This window comes from Paraburkholderia hospita (genome assembly GCF_002902965.1).
GTDB lineage: Bacteria > Pseudomonadota > Gammaproteobacteria > Burkholderiales > Burkholderiaceae > Paraburkholderia > Paraburkholderia hospita.
The window spans coordinates 2,604,420-2,623,625 of the sequence record NZ_CP026106.1; the positions used below are offsets into that span (position 1 = coordinate 2,604,420).

Sequence of the window (19,206 nt, forward strand, 5' to 3'; positions counted from 1 at the left end):
GGCTATCCTGTGAAACAGTCGTCCGGTCGACACAGTCCGGCGCCCGATAAAAGACAAGATCAGGAGACACAGTCCCATGCCAGCCAGCCGTTTCGATTAGTCGCATCGCGCGACATGTTTCAGCAGCTCGGCCTGCCGGCAAGTCCGGACGCGTGGCCGTCGATTCGCCGGTGCGCCGTGGACACTTCCCGACGGCGCCTCTTCTCCAAAGGCTCGCCATGACGACGCATGAACGCCCCTGGTATCGCTGGTATGTACTGTTCATCCTGACGCTGATCTATGCATTCGGCTACATTGATCGCCAGATCGTGACTATCCTCGCGCCCTATCTGAAGAGGGACATGGGTATATCCGACGCGCAGCTCGGGTTACTGTATGGCACGTCTTTCGCGCTCTTCTACTGCGTGTTCGGTATTCCCCTCGCCCGTCTCGCTGACGGCTGGAGCCGCGTGCGCACACTCGCGCTCGGTCTTTCATTCTGGTCGCTGATGACCGCCCTCTCCGGCCTGTCGCGTAACTTCGTGCAACTCGGCACCGCACGCATCGGTGTCGGCATCGGCGAAGCGAGTGCTACGCCTGCCGCCGTTTCGCTGCTCGGCGACTACTTCGAACGCGCACGGCGCGGTACGGTGCTCGCACTCTATTCGGTGGGCGTGTATGTCGGTGCCGGCGCATCGCTCGCGATAGGTGGCTCGATCGTATCGGCCTGGGAACACACCTATGCGCACGGCACCGCGCCGCTCGGTCTCACGGGATGGCAGGCGTCGTTCATTGGCGTCGGCGTACCGGGCATGCTGTTCGCGCTGATCGTGCTGCTGACGATTCGCGAGCCGGTGCGTGGCCGGCTCGACGCCGTGCCAGCCAGGAAAGACCCGCGTCCGTTCGCTCATGCACTGCGCGATCTCGGCTCGATGGTCCCGCCGTGGAGCTGGCTGCGTCTGCAGGCCCTCGGCGCGCCGCGCCGGGAATATCTGCGTAACTTCGTCTACCTGCTGTGTTCCGTTGCGTTGGTGGTCGTGGCGACATGGGGCACCAATCAGCTGCTCTCCGCGGGTCACAAGGCCGTGATCGCAACGGTCGGCGGCTTCGATGTCACCAGCAACCTCGTACAGTGGATTGCGATTGCCGTCGCGTTATACGTCTGCTCTAACTGGTACCAAGCCACGCGGCTCGGCGACGCCTACGCGCATCGTCTCATCACGGGATCACGGACCTTTGCGGCCGTCACTGTCGCCGGTGCATTTCTCGCGTTTGCGATGAATGCCGTCAACGCCTTCGTATTCGTCTACGCAAGCCGCAATCTCGGGCTTACCGCGCAAGCGGGCCTGCATCTGGGCATGATCGCGATCATCGCGGGCGGCGCGGGAATCACTGCAAGTGGTTATCTGTGCGACTGGGCCAAGCGCAAGCACCCCTTTGGCCGTCTATATTTCGTCTGCGTGACCGCGTCGGCCTTCAGCGCGGCGAGCGTGCTGCAATACCTCACGCATAGCGTCACGCTGTTCTATTGCGCATATGCCGTCGCGACGTTCTTTGTGCCGATGTGGTTTGGTCCGCTTCAGGCGACCACACAAGACCTCGTCATTCCGCGCCTGCGCGGCACGGCCTTCGCCGCGTTTTCGCTGGGACCCAACATTTTCGGTCTTGGCCTCGGTCCGTATTTCGTCGGACTCGTCAGCGACGCTTCCGGTGACCTTCGGCTTGCAATTCTTTGCGCCATCGGCGTGCTGCCCATATCCATCGGTGCACTGCTGTTTGCCAGCCGTTCGCTGTTGCACGGAGAAGCCGCTGCTCACGCTGAGCTCGAACGCTTCAACGCCGAAACGAGCGAAGCCGAGCTCGTGGAAATGGGCGGACCGCAACTCACACACTGACCGTTTCGTCTCGCACCCGACCCGATACTTTTTCTCGATCGTTCGACAGGATTAAGCGATTGGAATTCATCGACGGTAAGTGTTCAACTTTGTTTCTGTCTCTCACGGATAAGGACTCAGGCAATGAGGTCGTCAGCATGAAGGTATTGGTTACAGTCAAACGCGTCGTCGATCACAACGTGAAGGTGCGCGTCAAAACGGACTGCAGCGGCGTCGAACTCGACAACGTGAAAATGTCGATCAACCCCTTCTGCGAAATCGCCGTCGAAGAGGCCGTGCGTCTGAAGGAAAAAGGTATCGCGACGGAAGTCGTGGCCATCTCCATCGGACCCGCTGCCGCGCACGAGCAATTACGCACAGCGCTGGCGATTGGCGCAGACAGAGCGATTCTGGTCGAAACGGCAGAAAAACCCGGTGCGCTGGCCGTCGCCAAACTCCTGAAGGCGGTTGTCGAGCGCGAGCAACCGCAACTCGTGCTGCTCGGCAAGCAGGCTATCGACAGCGACAACAATCAGACGGGCCAGATGCTCGCCGCCTTGATGGGCTGGCCGCAAGGCACATTCGCTTCGGCCATCGACGTCACGGCGCAGCGCGTGACGGTTACACGGGAAGTAGACGGCGGCCTGCAAACGGTCTCGCTGAAGTTGCCCGCCGTTGTGACGGCCGACCTGCGACTCAACGAGCCGCGTTACACGACGCTGCCCAATATCATGAAGGCGAAGAAGAAGCCATTCGAAACGCTGGCGGCGAGCACGCTTGGAACGCCCATCGACACGACGCTCAGAACACTGCGTGTCGAACCTCCGGCGGAGCGCAGCGCGGGCGTCAAGGTGGAATCCGTCGCGCAACTGGTCGACAGGTTGAAGACCGAAGCAAAGGTGATCTGATGGCCATTCTCGTAATCGCAGAACATGCGAAAGGCGCGCTCGGCGCGGCGACATTGAACACGGTCGCGGCTGCTCATGCAATTGGCGGCGACATCACGATGCTGGTGGCGGGGCATCAGGTGCAGGACGTCGCGCAGCATGCCGCCCGCATCGCGCACGTCAAGACGGTGCTCGTCGCCGACCATGCAGCGTATCTGCATCAATTGCCGGAGAATGTTGCCCCGCTCGTCGTATCGCTAGCGGCGAGCTTCAGCCACATTCTCTGCGCTGCAAACTCACAGGGCAAAAACGTGTTGCCGCGTATCGCGGCGCTGCTCGATACAGATCCCGTTTCAGACGTCGTCGCTATTCTTTCCGGCGACACGTTCAAGCGTCCCATCTATGCGGGCAATGCGCTCGCGATCGTGCAGTCATCCGCACCGGTCAAGTGCGCGACCGTGCGTGCAACAGCATTCGAGCCAGTGGATGCAACGGCTGGCAACGCGGACATCGTATCCGTCGAGTTCGCGATGGATGCTGGCACATCGGCTTTCGTCGACGAAAAGTTGGCGAACTCGGATCGCCCCGATCTGAATGCCGCTGCGATCGTCGTGAGCGGTGGCCGCGGCATGCAAAGCGCCGAACAGTTCTCTCTGCTCTACCCGTTGGCCGACAGGCTCGGCGCAGCCGTGGGCGCATCGCGCGCGGCCGTTGATGCCGGCTTCGCGCCGAACGATCTGCAGGTCGGACAGACGGGGAAGATCGTCGCGCCACAGTTGTACGTCGCTGTCGGCATTTCCGGTGCGATTCAGCATCTGGCCGGAATGAAAGACTCAAGGGTGATCGTCGCCATCAACAAGGATGCGGACGCGCCGATCTTCCAGATTGCGGACTATGGTCTCGTCGGCGATCTGTTTGAGGCGCTGCCGCAACTGCAGGCTGCGCTTTGACTTCAAGGTCTTGAACGAGAACCTCGCCTCGTCGTGTGCGGGGCGAGGCTGGCATCCATTGCAACGCATGCCGACCGCTTTAACCGCTTGCACCACTGCCTCCTTCAGGAGTTGCCGACATGACCACACTGACGCAAACACTCGCAGATTTCGCCGTTCAAACGCGTTTCGAAGACCTGCCTCAACCTGTCGTGCACGAAGCCAAACGCCTGCTGCTCGATACAATAGGCTGTGCGCTCGGTGCAATCGAAACGACAAGCGGCAAGATCGCGCTGGAATACGTGAGCATGCTCGGCGGAACGCCCCACGCGACCGTCGTGGGATCAGACCGGCGCAGTTCGGCTAGGGCTGCCGCCTACGCAAACGCGCGCCTCGCCAATGTGCTCGATGCCGACGACACCTTTCCCACTTCGACGCACTTCGGCAACGCGACCGTGTTCTCAGCACTGGCGTTGGCGGAACTGGATAAGCGTAGCGGCCGCGACCTGCTCGGCGCAATCGCTGTGGGCTTCGACGTCGGCGCGCGGATCGGCAGTTGGATGGGCGCGCCGATGCAGATCGAAAACGGCAAGGTGATCGGCTGGAATGAACTGGGCGGCCCGGCGGCGACCATTACGTGGGCCGCGATTGGTGCGTCGACGCATATTGCGCGTCTGGACGGTCGGCAGGCCAATCACGCATTCGGCATTGGCGGCAGTAATTCGCCTCAACCCACGTTGCGCAAGTGGGCGGAATCTATCGAACAGCCGATGTACAAGTACGCCGACGCGGGTTGGTGCGCGGAGATCGGTGTTTCGTCCGCACTGCTGGCGCGATTGGGTAGCACGGGCTTCAAGCATATTCTCGACGGCGAGAATGCGTTCTGGAAGTTCTACGGGTCACCTACCCATGACGACCACGCACTACTGGCAGGGCTCGGCACCGACTGGCAGATTCTCAACACGACATACAAGCCTTGGCCCTGCTGTCGCTGGATTCATCATCCGTTGACCGCGTTTGCGCAATTGCTCGATCAACATGCTCTGCGGCCAGATGAAATCACGCGTGTAGTGGTCCGCGCCAATCCGTTTGCCCTTACGCCTATTTTTCGTGAGCAGCATCCTCGCGATCTGCTGAGCGCCGAGTTCAGCCACGCGCACGCGCTCGCCGCGCTGGCGCACGGGATTCCAGCGGGTCCGCGCTGGTACGCAGCCGCAACGATGGATGATCCGCGCATCGCCGCGTTCCGCGAACGCGTGACCGTTGTGCCCGAACCATCGTCGTCGAATATCGCCGAATGGATGACGGGCGGCCAGTGGCGTGGCGTGCCGGGTGGTGTCGACATTCACGCCCGCGGGACGATCTTCAGCGCGACCGCCGACAACGCGATCGGCGATCCGTGGACGGGCGCGACCCGATTCACCGACGAGCAGATCACGCGGAAATTTGGTGTGATGGTCGGTCTCGATGTCAACGGCGACGGCGGCGACGAACTTCGGCGCGCGGCGCGCGACGTCGCTGACGTGGTCATGTCACTCGATGAATTGCCCGTCGAGCGTCTTACTGCCAGCCTTGACGCACTATCCCGGTCGATGCGTGCGCAGGGAGTCGAAGCGTGAGCGAAACCGGCCATGCGGACGCTACTGCAACCGATATCGAGGCGCGCGCCGCTGTGCCGCTCCTGCTGGCGCCCCCCTTCTTCATGCTGGTCTGCATCACGCTGTGCGGCACGTTTCCGCTACATGTGTTCATCCCTGCGTTGCCATCGGCGGCGCATGATCTCGGCGCTTCGACGTCATCCATTGGCGCGACCATCACGCTCTATGTGATCGGTTTGTCGATCGGACAACTGGTGTATGGCCCGCTTTCCGATCGATACGGCCGACGGCCCGTGCTCCTGGCCGGCCTCGTGCTTTTTACACTCGCCAGTCTCGGCGCGGCCATTGCGCCGACGCTCGAAGCGCTCGAATTTGCACGTGTCGCCCAGGCGTTCGGTGGATGTTCCGGTCTCGTGCTCGGCCGCGCCATTGCGCGCGACGTCAGCGGTGCGATCACGCTGATCCGCAGGCTTGCTTCGCTCAGCATCGCTATGGCGGCAGCAACGGCCATCGCCCCCGTGATCGGCGCGCTACTGGTCGAGCATCTTGGGTGGAGAGCCATTTTCTTTGCACTCAGCGCGGTCAACGCAACCGTCCTGCTGTGCGTCTGGTTCACGGTTCCAGAAACGCGCGCGGTCTCGGGTCATCACACGTTGGCTCGTTATCTGGCTGGCTATGCACGCCTGCTCAGATCGCCTGCGTTCGTCTCGCACACTCTTGGCGGCGCAAGCGCGGGCACGGGGATCTATGCGTTCCTCTCCGCTTCCCCGTTTATTCTCGAGTCGCATTTCGGACTCTCGGGAGCGGCGTTTGGCTGTGCATATGGTGTGTTGGTGGTCGGACTCGCATGCGGGCAGACCACGGCGAAACGGATTGCGGGCAAAGTGCCTGCGCGCACCGCGCTGATCTCGTCGAGTCTCATCATGGCGGCAGCGGCCGCGAGTCTTGTGGTTGCGTATGCGGCGCACGAATGGACGGTCGTGACTGTCATGGCGCCGATGATCGTCATGTTCTACGCGACTGGCCTGTCCAGCCCTTTCGCGATCAGCGGCGCGCTCGATGTCGATGCGTCGGTGGTGGGTGCGGCGGCGGGACTCTACGGCAGTTTGCAAATGGGCTACGGCGCGTTTTGCACGGCTGCGGCCGGCTTCTGGCCGGATAATCCCGCCGTATCGATGATCGCCACCCTGGCTCTGTCCAGCGCAATCGCGTGGCTGTCGTTCAAGTCTGCGCCGCGTCCATTGTCTGCGAAGTGAAGCGAGACTGCCGATCGAGCTCCGGCGCCGTAGCGATGGCCGGCGCCGCGATCAAGCCACTGCACCGCCGTCTACCGGCAACGACACGCCGACAACAAAGCTGGCCGCGTCAGAACACAACCATGCAATGCATTCGGCGACTTCTTTGGGTTCGCCTATGCGGCCCAACGGATTCATCGTTCTGGCCAGCTCAGGCAGACGTTCCCCGAATTTGCTTTCGACAAAAGGTGTCTGCACGAGGCCTGGGCACACCGCGTTAATACGTATGCCACACGGTGCGTAGTCGATGGCCGCCGACCGGGTCAGTCCGAGCACGCCGTGCTTGCTGGCTGTGTAGATAGCAAGCCGCGGCTTGCCCACCAGTCCCGTGCGCGACGAGACATTGACGATCGCGCCACGGCCGGCTGGCAGCATCGCGCTAATTTCGTGTTGCATCGATAGCCAGACGCCACGCAGATTGATCGATATCAGGCGCTCCCATTGTTCACTTGAAGCATCGACCAGATCGATGGACGTTTCGGACACGCCGGCGTTGTTGACCGCGCAGTCGATCCGCCCGTATTCACTCATGGTCCGCGCGACCATTGATTCGACGGAAGCCGGGGAAGTGATATCGGTTTCCACGAACAACGCTTTCCGACGCTCGCGGCTGAGGCGAGTCGCAAGCGCGTTGCCCTCTTCGCAACAACGATCGGCGATTACGACACATGCGCCTTCGCTCGCCAGCAATTCCGCAGTCGCCTTGCCGATTCCGGACGCACCGCCTGTAATCAATGCGATCTTGTTCAAGAAGCGCGGCGTGCTGCGCGCCGCAACCGTCGTGTCATTCGTTGTTGAAGTTGTTGTCACGCACGCCACTCCACAGAAACGCCTTCAGGAAGTGCTCCGGCACGCCGGTGCGAAAGTACTCACCACGTAACGGGCAACGTTTCCAGCCGATAGACTTGCGAAGTGCTGTTGAACGTGAGCGCTTCGACAGGGACGGCAAGCTTCAATTCGGGCAGACGTTTGAACAGCATGCCAAATACTGTATGCAATTCAAGCCGCGCAAGCGGTTGCCCGAGGCATTGGTGAATACCATAAGCAAAGGCTACATGTTCCTGCGGGTTACGATGAATATCGAAGCTATCGGGATTCGGGAATACGGCTGGATCGCGGTTTGCAGCGAAGATCAGGGGATATACCCCTTCTCCGGCGAGAATCTGCTGACCGCCAATCATCACGTTCCCAGTCGCCACACGAGCCGAGTTGAAATGCGCGATGGTATGAAAACGTAGCATCTCTTCGACAGCACTCGACAGCAACGACGGATCAGCCTCAAGCTCAGCGCGCTGATCCGGGTTCATCAATAGCGACAGCGTGCCGAGCCCGATCTGGCTGCTGGTCGTCCCGTGTCCCGCCGAATACAACAGCGACGCAATCCGCACCACCTCTTCCCGCGTCACATTGCCGGGGAGAATCTGCTCGATGACGAGGCGGCTCAGCATGTCGCTGCCATCGCCAGGGTCGGCTTCCTTTTGCGCGATGATCTGGCCGAGGTGAGCTTCCATTCTACGCACAGCCTGCTGGACCACCTCAGGCGATGCAGTGTGATCGTTTCGGGTGTTGCTCCATGTGCCGAGCGTCGCGTGATCTTCGTACGGCACGCCAAGCAGCGCGGAAATAACCATGGACGGAAGCGGCTGCGAAAAATGCTTGACGAAGTCGACGGGCGGCCCGTGCTCAACCATCCCGTCGATCAGTTCATCGACGAGTTTCCGCACCATTGGACGCAGGTCGCTCATCCTTTTTTGCATGAAGTCCTTCGTCAGCATGCGGCGAAACCGTGCATGATCGGGGTCGTCCATATTGATGAATGCCTGGCGCGAACGCGCCTGCACGGCGCGCGCCGGAGAGATCGACGGATAGCCGGGACGGAAAGGGTCGACGCTGAAATGCGGGCTTCCGAGGATGGCACGAACATCGTCCCACCGCGTCGCAATCCACGCGGTCGAGCCATCCCATAACGTGACCTTGGCGAGCGGCTGCTCGGCGCGCAGATGCGCGTATTCGAGTGGAGGGTTGAGCGGGTTACCACGCCGTTGAAATGGAAACTCGCGTTCTGTGTCGTCTTGAACCAATACGTCTAAATCCTTTTGCACAGTTACCTCTTCGAAGGTGATCCAGGTTTGACAGTGCAGCAGCGCTGCACTGTCGCGTATCTGTCACTCAATCCGAACGCCACCGGGATGAGGTGTACCTGCTGTCGAAATGTCGAGCGCCCCCCGTCCCGCATCCGCTTTCGAACGTGACTGGCTGACGTGAAACGCAAGAAATGCGGACACGAGAAAGAAGGCGGACATCACATAAAGTCCCGTTCGACTCGTCCCGGTCAGATCGTGCGATATGCCGAGGATCCAGGGTCCCACCAGCCCCGCCGTGCTCGCCACCGAGTTGATGAAGGCAATCGCGATGGCTGCGCGCGCACCGCTGAAGGACATCACGGGGATGGTCCAGAACAACGGCACCGCCGCCTGCACGCCCGCAGCACTGATGCAAAGGCCGACCAGGCCTACGACGGGTGAATCGACTTTTGCCGTGATGCACAGACCGATAGCCGACAGGAGCAGGCTGATCAGCAGATGCCATTTCCGGTCCCCCGTCTTGCGGGACGTCCAGACTACCAGCGCAATGCCGAATACGGCCGCTAGCCACGGAATAGAAGAAATCAGACCAGCATCGACAGGATTGACGTGAAATCGCTCCTGCATGATCTTCGGAAGGAAATAGGTGACCGCCCAGAACCCGATGATGATGGAAAATTCAAGACCAATATAAAGCCATGTCAAGGAATCGAACACGACGGCTTTGAGTTCTTTCAGGTCGGCTTTCCCATCTCCATGATCCGGCGAAGTCTTCGACAGCAGATAGTCTCGCTCTTCCTGCGTGAGCCATTTCGCCTGTTTAGGGTTGTCGGGAAGAATAAACAGCACGAGGATGCCCATCAGCACCGCGGGTATCCCCTCCAGCGCGAATGCCCAGCGCCATCCGGCAATGCCTGCCACACCATCCATCAAAAGAAGTCCTGCCGTCACGACAGAGCCCAGCGCGAGCGAAACGGGCACACTCAATTCGAGAGCCAGATACGCCTGGCCAAGCAGATGTCGCGGATACCAGAAGGTCAGATAGAACAGCACACCCGGAAAGAAACCCGCCTCGGCGACACCCAGCAGGAAGCGCAACGTATAGAGCATTGGCACACTATGCGTCGCTGAGAGCAGGCATGTGACGATCCCCCAACTGATCATGATTCGCGCGATCCAGAGTCTCGCTCCGAACCGTACAATTGCCATGTTGGACGGGACTTCGAAGACCAGATAGCCGAGGAAGAAGATGCCTGCTGCAAACCCGAACGCAGATGCACTGAGGTTAAGCTCTTTGGAAATGGGGGAGAACAAAACCCCAAGATTGGCGCGGTCGATGTAGTTGATAAAGAAGCAGAGGATCAGAATTGGGATGATTCGAAGCGTGACCTTTAAAAATATCTTCCGTTCAATGGCCGTGTGCGATCCGGAATGTGCAGAATGCTGCGCGACTGGATTATGTTGCATCGTCTCCTCACCAATAAGAATATTCGGGCACTGTCAATTGATCTGCGGTTCTTGAGAACTTGCCAGCCCACGACTGCCTTATCGCCGCTTCTATGGCGGCGTTCAGCAAACGTATAGACAGAGACCGAAATGCGTCGCGTGACGATGCATCGGATATCACATGCGAAATCGTGGAGACGACGAAGCCCCCGGACCACGGAGCATGCTCCGAAGTCCGTGTGCTCCAATTGTCTCTTTGAAGGTCACGCGCAGTTCACGCGCACGAAGGTTGCCGAGTGCCTTGCGACACCGCCTGCGTGTTCGATCTGTCTGAATTGGTTTGTCTGTCGGTAGCTTATGCGTCGACGGTTGCCGCTACCAATACGTTTTTCTGATCCACTCAGACGAAAAATATAGGAACGAAAGCGCTATGCAATCACAACTCATGTCTGGTGATACATGAGTTTCTTCGTATGTGATCGCGGCATTCTGGAGAGAGACGCTCAGTGCGGCGCCCTTAATTCTTCGCTTCCGATGTCGGGAGCCACGAGACGTCACCACGCATTCATGCAGGGACGTGCCCTCTGAGGCGGAAACACCTGCCACGACCCGTCGCCGTGACGGAAGAACAACATCGACAACGTACGCGACGGCCGGCAGACCTCAACCCGGACGCAGCGGTGAGGGCCCGCTTCGTCACGCGCCAATCTGACGATACGCGCGGGAGCCCCATGGTCCGGTGCCAGCCACTTTTCAACCAGCCCATGCAACGTTGTTGACTTGCCGTTCATTGCTGACTCGGCGCTGATATAATAAATGTCAGACAAAAACGTGAAAAAATTTAGTCAAAAAAAACCGTTATCGGCAGTTTTAGGCACTGATAGTCTGCGCCCTTGTCCAGTAAGGGCGCAGACGGTTGCGAAAATCCCATAATATTAGGCAAACGAAGTCTGTTACCCTGCGCCCTTTCTCCCAGCTTGAACCCGTAAAGATGGATACCCCTTTCAACGAACGCGGCGTGTCGGTCACGCGCAATGCGCTGTCGGCGGCCGGCCAGGTCTTTCCCTTGCGCGAGATCAAGGACGTGCGCGTCGTCACCGTGCAGAAGAACAAACTCGTGCCTTGGGCGATTTCGCTGATCGGCGCCGTGGGCCTGGTGGTCGGCGGCATGTTTGCGTCGCCGGCGGGTGTCGTGGTCGGCGTGATGCTGATCGTCGTCGGCTGGCTCACGTGGATCACGCAGGACGTCACGCATCGCCTGATGGTTCAGACAGCGGGCAGCGAACGCGAGGCACTGTCGAGCATCGATCTGACGTTCGTCGAACGTGTCGCGCAAACGGTCCGCGACGCGCTCGCCTCGGCCACTGCCGCCACCGCCACCGCGCCGAAGAGCCAATAGCACGCGCGCGCCACCGTGCCGTCTTTACACAAAATTGATGGCCCACGTAGCCCTTTTTTGCATCGGGTTGAGACGCCGCCCGCTACAGTGAACGCGTCTCCACAGCCGCGCCGCCCACTTCGCGTCGGCGCATCGACGATGCATACCGCTATCGCTTCATCGCGCACGCTGCCGCGCCGCGCGCCCGCCATCGAACGCTCCACACAAGCCTCCCTGTCGCTCGTGACGATCGACGTGACCGTGCCCGGCACCTCGTCGGCAGCGGGCCGCAGCGCGCTGCTCGCGGCCCTCGGCGAGGGTTCGCGCCTGTTCGTGATGACTGTCGACAAACGCAACGACTCCATCACGTTTCGCGTCGATGTGATGGCGCGCAGCGTCGGCGATGTGATCGGCGCACTCGCGGGCGTACTGCACCGCGCGACGATTGGCCGCGTGCGCTCGATCGCTCTCCCGCAACACGCCGCGCAGCAGCACTGAAGCAACACCATTCACCTTCACACATTTTTGCAGGTCGCGATGCTCGCGCGCGTAGAGTCGGCGCTCCTGTCATCTCGCGTGTCCTCGCGCCAGGCCCGCGCACACCGCCGAGCCGGATCGACTGCACCCGCCGAAGCCTGAACGGCTGGCGCAGCTGTCATCGCAGGTCACGCACTACTGCAAGGTGTGTGCGATGTCTGTCCATTTCTACCGGCGCCTGGCCGGCTTTGCGGGCACGTTGATCGTGCTCGCGCTCGCGGCCTCGCTCGTGGCCTGTTCAACGCCGATCTCCACGCCCGCTCCGCCCGAGACGAAGGCGAGCCTCATCAACGAAGGACGCGACGGCCTGCTGGTGATGCTGTCCGCGGAACGCAGCGACAAGCGCGGCCGCGCGTCGATCGGGTTGCCCGTGCAGATGGACGGCAAGGCCGTCTATCTGATGCTCGATACGGGCACAAACGGCGTGCGCGTGCTGTCGAAGGTCTTGCCGCATTCGAGCTATCCCGCGGCGGGCATGCGGACCTCGTACACGTTCGCGACAGACGCGCAGGTTTCCGGCGCAACCGTCACGGTGCCATTCAGCATCGCCGGCACGAAGCCCGTCGATCTCGCCGTGCAAGCCGTCGACGAAGTCAGTTGCCTGAAGACCAACAAGCGCTGCATCGCGCAGGACGGCTACACGGGCGAGTTCGGCTGGGCGTTCTCGGGCATTCTGGGCGTCGGTGCCGACGATCCGCGCGACGCCTGCTGCACGCAGCCGCTGCGTGCGCTGCCCGCGAACATCGGCCAGCGCTATCTGGTGCGCGCCAATCTCGATCGTCCGCTGCTCGTGTTGAGTCCGTCGAACGTGCTGACGAAAGATTTCACGCTCGTCCCGCTCACGATGGGCAAGGACGGCTCCGCGCAATGGCCGACCGGCTGCGTGCAGGTCGGCAGCAAGATGCGCTTCTGCGCGCCCGTCGTGTTCTCGACTGGCGGCACCGACATGATCCGCGTCGAGACCGACAAGGCGCCCGACTGGGCCGACGACGTCGACGAGCACAAGCCGATCGCGCAAGGCAACTACGACGTGGTGCTGGGCGTGGGCGACTGGGCGCACCGCTTCAACGACGCGCAAACGACCATCGCGAAAGCCGCGCCCGGCGGGAACCGCATCGTGATCGGGCTGATGGCGCTTCAGAACATCGACTTGTACTTCGACTTTGCGCATGGCCAGCTCGGACTGCGCGCGCCGCGCAACAACGAGCGCATGGGTAGCTGACGCAACGTCCCTCAAGCAACCGGCACAAAACAGAAAGCCGCCGCGCGATATTCAATCGCGCGGCGGCTTTTTATCATGCGCACATCACGTCACATTACATGGCGTCATTCGAGTTCGAGCGGCTTCACCTTCCAGATATCGCGCGCATACTCGGCAATCGTGCGGTCCGACGAGAACTGCCCCATGCCCGCGACATTCTCGATCGCGCTCATGGTCCAGCCGCGCCGGTCGAGATAGCGCTTGTCGACTTCGTCCTGCGCCTTCGCGAACGCGGCGAAATCGGCGAGCACCATGTAGTGATCGCCCCAATCGACCAGCGTGTGGAAGATGTCCGAGAAGCGCAGTGGATCGTCGGGTGAGAAGAAGCCTGTGCGAATCTGGTCGAGCGCAACCTTCAGTTCGGCATTGTGCTCGTAGATTTCGCGCGGACGATACCCCGTCGCGCGCAACTCGTCGACCTGATCCGCCGTGTGCCCGAAGATGAAAATGTTGTCACGCCCCACGGCATCGCAAATCTCGATGTTCGCGCCGTCCATCGTGCCGATTGTCAACGCGCCGTTCAGCGCGAGCTTCATGTTGCCCGTGCCCGACGCTTCCGTGCCCGCCATCGAAATCTGCTCCGACAGATCCGCGGCGGGAATGATCAACTCGGCCACGCTCACGCCGTAGTTCGGCACGAACACGACCTTCAGCTTGTCGCCAATGATGGGATCTTCATTCACCGCCTTGCTCACGTCGCCGATCAGCTTGATGATCGTCTTCGCCATCCGGTACGCGGATGCCGCCTTACCCGCGAACATCACGACGCGCGGCACCCAGTCGCGCTCCGGGTTCGCGCGAATCTGGTTGTAGCGCACGATCACATGCAGCACGTTCAGCAATTGCCGCTTGTATTCGTGGATCCGCTTGACCTGTAGATCGAACAGCGCATCGGGATCGAACGTCATCTTCGTGTGCTGCTGCAGGCGCTGGATCAGACGCAGCTTGTTCTGCCGCTTGGCTTCATGAAAGGCGTGCACGAACGACGGGTCGTCGCGCAGATCGCGCAGCTTGCCGAGCTCGAACAGATCGCGCCGCCAGTGCGTGCCGATCTGCTCGTCTATCAGATGCGACATCGACGGGCTCGACTGCGCGAGCCAGCGGCGCGGCGTCACGCCGTTCGTGACGTTCGTGAAGCGCTCGGGCCAGATTTTCGCGAAGTCGGAGAAGATGTCGCGCGTCATCAGTTGCGAGTGCAGCTTCGACACGCCGTTGACCTTCTGGCTCGCGACGATCGCCAGATGCGCCATGCGCACGCGCCGCTGCCCGTATTCATCGACGAGCGAGATGCGCCGGATCATGTCGACGTCATGGCCCGAATGCTCGCTGACGTGCTTCAGAAACTCCGCATTGATCTCGAAGATGATTTCGAGGTGGCGCGGCAACAGGCGCGCGAGCGTTTCGACGTCCCACGTTTCGAGCGCTTCGGGCATCAGCGTGTGGTTCGTGTACGAGAACATCTGCTGGATGTCTTTCCACGCTTTCGCCCACGGCACATGATGCACATCGACGAGCAAACGCATCAGCTCGGGAATCGCGAGCACCGGGTGCGTGTCGTTCAGATGCACCGCGACCTTTTCGGCGAAGCGGCCGAACGTGCTGTGCGTGCGCTGATAGCGGCGAATCAGGTCCTGCATCGTCGCCGACACGAAAAAGTACTCCTGCCGCAGACGCAGTTCGCGGCCGGCGGGCGTCGAATCGTCGGGATAGAGCAGGCGCGAGACGTTCTCCGACATGTTCTTCGCATCGACGGCACGACGATAGTCACCCTGATTGAACGCGGACAGATCGAGCTCTTCCGTCGCGCGCGCGGACCATAGGCGCAGCGTGTTGGTCGCACTCGTCGCGAAGCCTGGGATCACGGTGTCATACGCCATCGCGTTCACGTGCTGCGTTTCGATCCATTCGACGTGACCGTCTCGCTGCACCGTGCGTCCGCCGAAATGCACGATGTATTGCACCTCGGGACGCGGAAATTCCCACGGGTTGCCCGCGCGCAACCAGTAATCGGGCGTTTCGAGCTGCTCGCCGTCGACGATCTGCTGCTTGAACATCCCATATTCATAGCGGATGCCGTAGCCGAAGCCCGGAATGCCGAGCGTCGCCATCGAATCCAGAAAGCATGCCGCAAGGCGCCCGAGGCCGCCGTTGCCGAGCGCGGCATCCGGCTCGAGATCGGTTAGCGCTTCCATATCGACGCCGAGGCCCGAGAGCGCTTCCTTCATCTGATCGTAGATGCCGAGCGCGAGCAGCGCGTTGGTGAACGTGCGCCCGATCAGGAATTCCATCGACAGGTAATACACGCGCTTCACATCCTGCTCGTACTGCAGGCGCGTGGTCTTCATCCAGCGCGCGACGAGCCGGTCGCGCACGGCGAGCGCCGCGGCATGCAGCCAGTCTTGCGGGCGCGCCGTCACGGCGTCCTTGCCGACGCCGTACATCATGCGGTTGGAGATCGAGCGCCGCAGCGCATCGACGGTACTGTTGAGCTGGTCGAATTCCAGATCCACCGCTGTCATCGAAGCCTCCGGTAAAACGACGCGGCACGCGCTTGATTGCTTGCGTATTGGATGCGGGCGGCGCGAGCCGGTCTGGTGGATAAATAAGCAGAGTAGGACAATTTGCGTAATCCCGCGTCTGCGGCCATTGCGTTATCAAAAGCCCGCTAATCCAAGCAGACAACGCCTACCGTTGCGCAGTTCCGTGACTGCCGCGTTGGATTTTGCCTGGCTTCACGCTGAAGTCTTTGCATCTGGCACGATGCCGGTGCAGACGGCTCTGTTCCTTGCACTAGTATGGATGAGTAACAAGGCGGATCGGAGACAGTATCGCCGTGCCGCGTCCCGCCGGGTCCTGCTGTAAAGCCGCTAGCGTCGTCGTGCTCCGACGGAGGTCGAAATGAACGCACAATCCGTGCTCGGTATCATCCATGCGCAGGAACTGCTCATTGTGTCCCTGATCCGCGCGCTTCCGCCCGGCGATCGGCGCAAAGTGTCCGACGAGTTCCAGGATCAGGTCGAACTGGCCGAAGCGCCCCATCTGAGCGACGGTCACGATCGAGAGATGACCGACGCATTCAAGGCGCATATCCGCAAGCTGTCGATTCTGCTGGCTTCGTGTAACTGACGTTGCGTCGCAGTCGGCGCATTTGGTCCCGTCGACGCGTTCGGGAACCGACAGTTAGTTGCGACGACCACGCACGAAGCCAAGCTTCCAGACAGCTTTCAGAAGGCCCGTTTTTGCGCGGCGCCCAGCACGATCCGCGCCGCTCTGTAACAATCGCTTCATTCGCTTCGAGCACGCCCGTCGCCCCATGATGCGGTCGACGCCGATATGCGCCCGCTCAGTCCTCTGCAGAGCCTGTCCTTGTCCGAGAACACACCCAATCCGGCCCGCGTCGCCGACGTGCCCATGTCCGCCGGTCACCGTTTCGCGATGGCAGCGATCATGCTGTCGGTCGCCCTCGCCTCGCTCGATACCGCCATCGCCAATACCGCGCTGCCCGCCATGGCCGCGGATCTGCACGCGAGGCCGGCGGCGTCGGTATGGATCATCAACGCCTATCAGCTGGCGATGGTCGCGACGCTGCTGCCGCTCGCCGCGCTCGGCGATATCGTTGGGCACCGGCGCATCTATATCAGCGGGATTATCGTGTTCACGGCGGCCTCGCTGGCCTGCGCGCTATCGCCGACGCTGCCATGGCTGGCGGGCGCGCGCGTCGTGCAGGGCCTCGGCGCGGCGGCGATCATGAGCGTGAACACCGCGCTGATCAAGCATCTGTATCCGCCGCATCGGCTGGGGGCGGGGGTCGGGCTGAATGCGCTGGTGGTGGGCGTGTCGTTTGCCGTGGGGCCGACGGTCGCGTCGCTGATACTGTCGGTGGCCAACTGGCCGTGGCTGTTTGCCGTCAACGTACCGCTCGGCGTGCTGGCGCTGTCGTTCGCGTTGCCGGGACTGCCGCGCACGCCGCGCGGCACGCATCACTTCGACCGAGTCGCGGCGATGCTCAACGTAATCACGTTCGCCGCGCTGGTGTTCGCGCTCGGCGAAGCGGCACAGCGCGCGTCCACGGCTGTCGTGCTCGGCTCGGCGGCTGTCGCGATCGTATTCGGCGCGCTGCTGATGCGCCGCGAGACGGGCCACCCCGCGCCGATGCTGCCCGTCGATCTGTTCAAGCTGCCCGTGTTCGCGTTGTCGGCGGTAACGGCCGTGTGCTCGTTCGCTGCGCAAGGGCTCGCGTTCGTGTCGCTGCCGTTCTATTTCGAGGATGTCCTGCATCGCAGCCAGGTCGAAACCGGCTTTCTGATGACGCCCTGGCCCGTGATCGTTGCGCTCGCGGCGCCGTTCGCGGGACGGTTGTCGGACCGCTATCCGCCGGGACTGCTCGGCGCAATCGGCCTTGCGATTCTGTGCGCCGGCATGGCGGCGCTCGCGATGCTGCCGCCGCATCCGAGCGTGATCGACATCTCGATCCGCATGGCGATCTGCGGCGCGGGCTTCGGATTTTTCCAGTCGCCGAATCTGAGGGCGCTGATGGCGAGCGCGCCGCCGCATCGCAGTGGTGGCGCAAGCGGGATCATCGCGACGTCGCGGCTGATTGGGCAGACGACGGGCGCGGCGCTTGTTGCGTTGAGCTTCAGCATTGCTGGGCGTCATGGTCCGACGCTTTCGCTGGCGACGGGCGCCGTGTTCGCGGGGGCTGCGAGTATTGCGAGTGGATTGCGGCTGTTTGCGCCGTCGCATCGGGGGCAGGCGAGTGTGACGGTTACGACGGTTACGGCGAAAGAACAGTAGGTAGCGAGGGCGAGTATTGCGCTCGCCGCCACTGCGCTTCACGCGAACCCGGCGTGAAGCGATGCCCCTCACTTACCGCGCAAAATACTCCTTCACCGCCGTCACGAACGTATCGATATCCGCACGCGACACATCCATATGCGTGACAAACCGCGACGCATACAACATCTGCGTAAGGATGCCGCGCTCCTTGAGCCACACTTCGAGCGGCGCACAATGCTCTTGCGGAAACTGCGCGAATACCATGTTGGTGGCCTGCGACTGCACCTTCACCTGATCGATCTGCGCAAGCGCCGCCGCAAGATGCGCGGCGTTGTCGTGATCTTCCGCGAGCCGTTCGACGTTGTGATCCAGTGCGTACAGACACGCAGCCGCCAGCACGCCGGCCTGCCGCATGCCACCGCCCAGCACCTTGCGCCAGCGATGCGCAACGTCGACCAGCGCCTTGCTGCCCACCAGCACCGAGCCCACTGGCGCGCCTAGCCCTTTCGAAAAGCAGATCGAAACCGTATCGAAAGGTGCACACAGCGCTTCGACGGGCTGCTTCGCCGCGACGGCCGCATTGCAGACGCGCGCGCCGTCGAGGTGAGTCGACAGCCCGCGATCGCGTGCAAGCTGCGTGGCCTCGGCGACGTAACCCGCCAGCAGCACCTTGCCGCCGATGGTATTTTCCAGCGCCAGCAGGCGCGTGCGCGCGAAGTGATTGTCGATGGGCTTGATCGCGGCAGCGATCTTGTCGAGGGGAAGCGAGCCGTCGAGCGCGTTCTCGATCGGCTGCGGCTGGATGCTGCCCAGCACGGCCGCGCCGCCGCCTTCGTACTTGTACGTGTGCGCCGCCTGGCCGACGATATATTCGTCGCCCCGCGCGCAGTGAGCCATCAGCGCGGCGAGATTGCTCTGTGTGCCGCTCGGGAAGAACAGCCCGGCCTCCTTGCCCGCACGCTCGGCGACGGTGGCTTGCAGCCGCAGGACCGTCGGATCGTCGCCCCAGACGTCGTCGCCGACTTCGGCGGCTGTCATCGCCGCGAGCATGTTCTTGGTCGGACGGGTCACGGTATCGCTGCGCAAATCGATCATGTGCTTTTCCTCGAGGATAACGGAGCGCCCCACTTACAACGGCACAACACGTGAAGCGCGCGATTGA

15 protein-coding genes are annotated in these 19,206 nt (G+C 61.8%); 10 read left to right on the top strand and 5 right to left on the bottom strand.

Annotated features, from left to right (window positions below; all coding sequences use genetic code 11):
* Positions 1–218 precede the first annotated feature (218 nt).
* From C2L64_RS30185 to C2L64_RS30205, 5 genes are all read left to right on the top strand, one after another.
* Positions 219–1,874, top strand: coding sequence for an MFS transporter (locus C2L64_RS30185; protein ID WP_007581130.1), 1,656 nt, complete (start codon positions 219–221; stop codon positions 1,872–1,874).
* A gap of 137 nt (positions 1,875–2,011) precedes the next feature.
* Positions 2,012–2,761 carry an electron transfer flavoprotein subunit beta/FixA family protein gene (locus tag C2L64_RS30190; RefSeq protein WP_007581131.1) on the top strand — a complete coding sequence of 250 codons (750 nt, stop codon included), beginning with the start codon at positions 2,012–2,014 and terminating at the stop codon, positions 2,759–2,761.
* A complete protein-coding gene (locus C2L64_RS30195) occupies positions 2,761–3,690 on the top strand; it encodes an electron transfer flavoprotein subunit alpha/FixB family protein (protein ID WP_007581132.1) in 930 nt (309 codons plus the stop codon). Before C2L64_RS30190 ends, C2L64_RS30195 begins: the two co-directional genes overlap by 1 nt.
* Positions 3,691–3,809: 119 nt before the next feature.
* A complete protein-coding gene (locus C2L64_RS30200; protein ID WP_007581133.1) occupies positions 3,810–5,288 on the top strand; it encodes an MmgE/PrpD family protein in 1,479 nt (492 codons plus the stop codon).
* The gene (locus C2L64_RS30205) at positions 5,285–6,523 is read left to right on the top strand and encodes a multidrug effflux MFS transporter (RefSeq protein ID WP_007581134.1); all 1,239 of its coding nucleotides are present in this window, start codon (positions 5,285–5,287) and stop codon (positions 6,521–6,523) included. Before C2L64_RS30200 ends, C2L64_RS30205 begins: the two co-directional genes overlap by 4 nt.
* A 51-nt stretch (positions 6,524–6,574) precedes the next feature.
* Here the strand turns inward: C2L64_RS30205 and C2L64_RS30210 are convergent, their stop codons facing one another.
* From C2L64_RS30210 to C2L64_RS30220, 3 genes are all read right to left on the bottom strand, one after another.
* Positions 6,575–7,312 carry a glucose 1-dehydrogenase gene (locus C2L64_RS30210; RefSeq protein ID WP_238554592.1) on the bottom strand — a complete coding sequence of 246 codons (738 nt, stop codon included), beginning with the start codon at positions 7,310–7,312 and terminating at the stop codon, positions 6,575–6,577.
* Between the two features lie 119 nt (positions 7,313–7,431).
* Positions 7,432–8,643, bottom strand: coding sequence for a cytochrome P450 (locus C2L64_RS30215; protein WP_007581137.1), 1,212 nt, complete (start codon positions 8,641–8,643; stop codon positions 7,432–7,434).
* Positions 8,644–8,727: 84 nt separating this feature from the next.
* The gene (locus C2L64_RS30220; protein WP_007581139.1) at positions 8,728–10,113 is read right to left on the bottom strand and encodes an MFS transporter; all 1,386 of its coding nucleotides are present in this window, start codon (positions 10,111–10,113) and stop codon (positions 8,728–8,730) included.
* A 970-nt stretch (positions 10,114–11,083) separates the two neighbouring features.
* Here C2L64_RS30220 and C2L64_RS30230 point away from each other — a divergent pair.
* The 3 genes from C2L64_RS30230 (at position 11,084) to C2L64_RS30240 (ending at position 13,229) form a co-directional block, all read left to right on the top strand.
* A complete protein-coding gene (locus C2L64_RS30230; protein ID WP_007581140.1) occupies positions 11,084–11,491 on the top strand; it encodes a DUF6232 family protein in 408 nt (135 codons plus the stop codon).
* 138 nt (positions 11,492–11,629) lie between these two features.
* Positions 11,630–11,968 (top strand): hypothetical protein, encoded by a 339-nt coding sequence (locus tag C2L64_RS30235; RefSeq protein ID WP_007581141.1) that lies wholly within the window; start codon positions 11,630–11,632, stop codon positions 11,966–11,968.
* 193 nt (positions 11,969–12,161) lie between these two features.
* Positions 12,162–13,229 (top strand): hypothetical protein, encoded by a 1,068-nt coding sequence (locus C2L64_RS30240; RefSeq protein WP_007581142.1) that lies wholly within the window; start codon positions 12,162–12,164, stop codon positions 13,227–13,229.
* Positions 13,230–13,333: 104 nt separating this feature from the next.
* On the opposite strand, the gene C2L64_RS30245 is transcribed toward C2L64_RS30240, so the two are convergent.
* Positions 13,334–15,787 (bottom strand): glycogen/starch/alpha-glucan phosphorylase, encoded by a 2,454-nt coding sequence (locus C2L64_RS30245; protein ID WP_007738972.1) that lies wholly within the window; start codon positions 15,785–15,787, stop codon positions 13,334–13,336.
* Between the two features lie 379 nt (positions 15,788–16,166).
* Between C2L64_RS30245 and C2L64_RS30250 the strand changes: the two genes are divergently transcribed.
* Together C2L64_RS30250 and C2L64_RS30255 are read left to right on the top strand one after the other, a co-directional pair.
* Positions 16,167–16,394 (top strand): hypothetical protein, encoded by a 228-nt coding sequence (locus C2L64_RS30250; protein ID WP_007581144.1) that lies wholly within the window; start codon positions 16,167–16,169, stop codon positions 16,392–16,394.
* A gap of 285 nt (positions 16,395–16,679) precedes the next feature.
* Positions 16,680–18,062, top strand: a complete 1,383-nt coding sequence (locus C2L64_RS30255; RefSeq protein WP_039900375.1) for an MFS transporter — start codon at positions 16,680–16,682, stop codon at positions 18,060–18,062.
* Positions 18,063–18,134: 72 nt separating this feature from the next.
* Here the strand turns inward: C2L64_RS30255 and ltaE are convergent, their stop codons facing one another.
* Complete coding sequence (gene ltaE / locus C2L64_RS30260; protein WP_007581146.1) at positions 18,135–19,139, bottom strand: low-specificity L-threonine aldolase; 1,005 nt, start codon at positions 19,137–19,139, stop codon at positions 18,135–18,137.
* Positions 19,140–19,206: the final 67 nt, after the last annotated feature.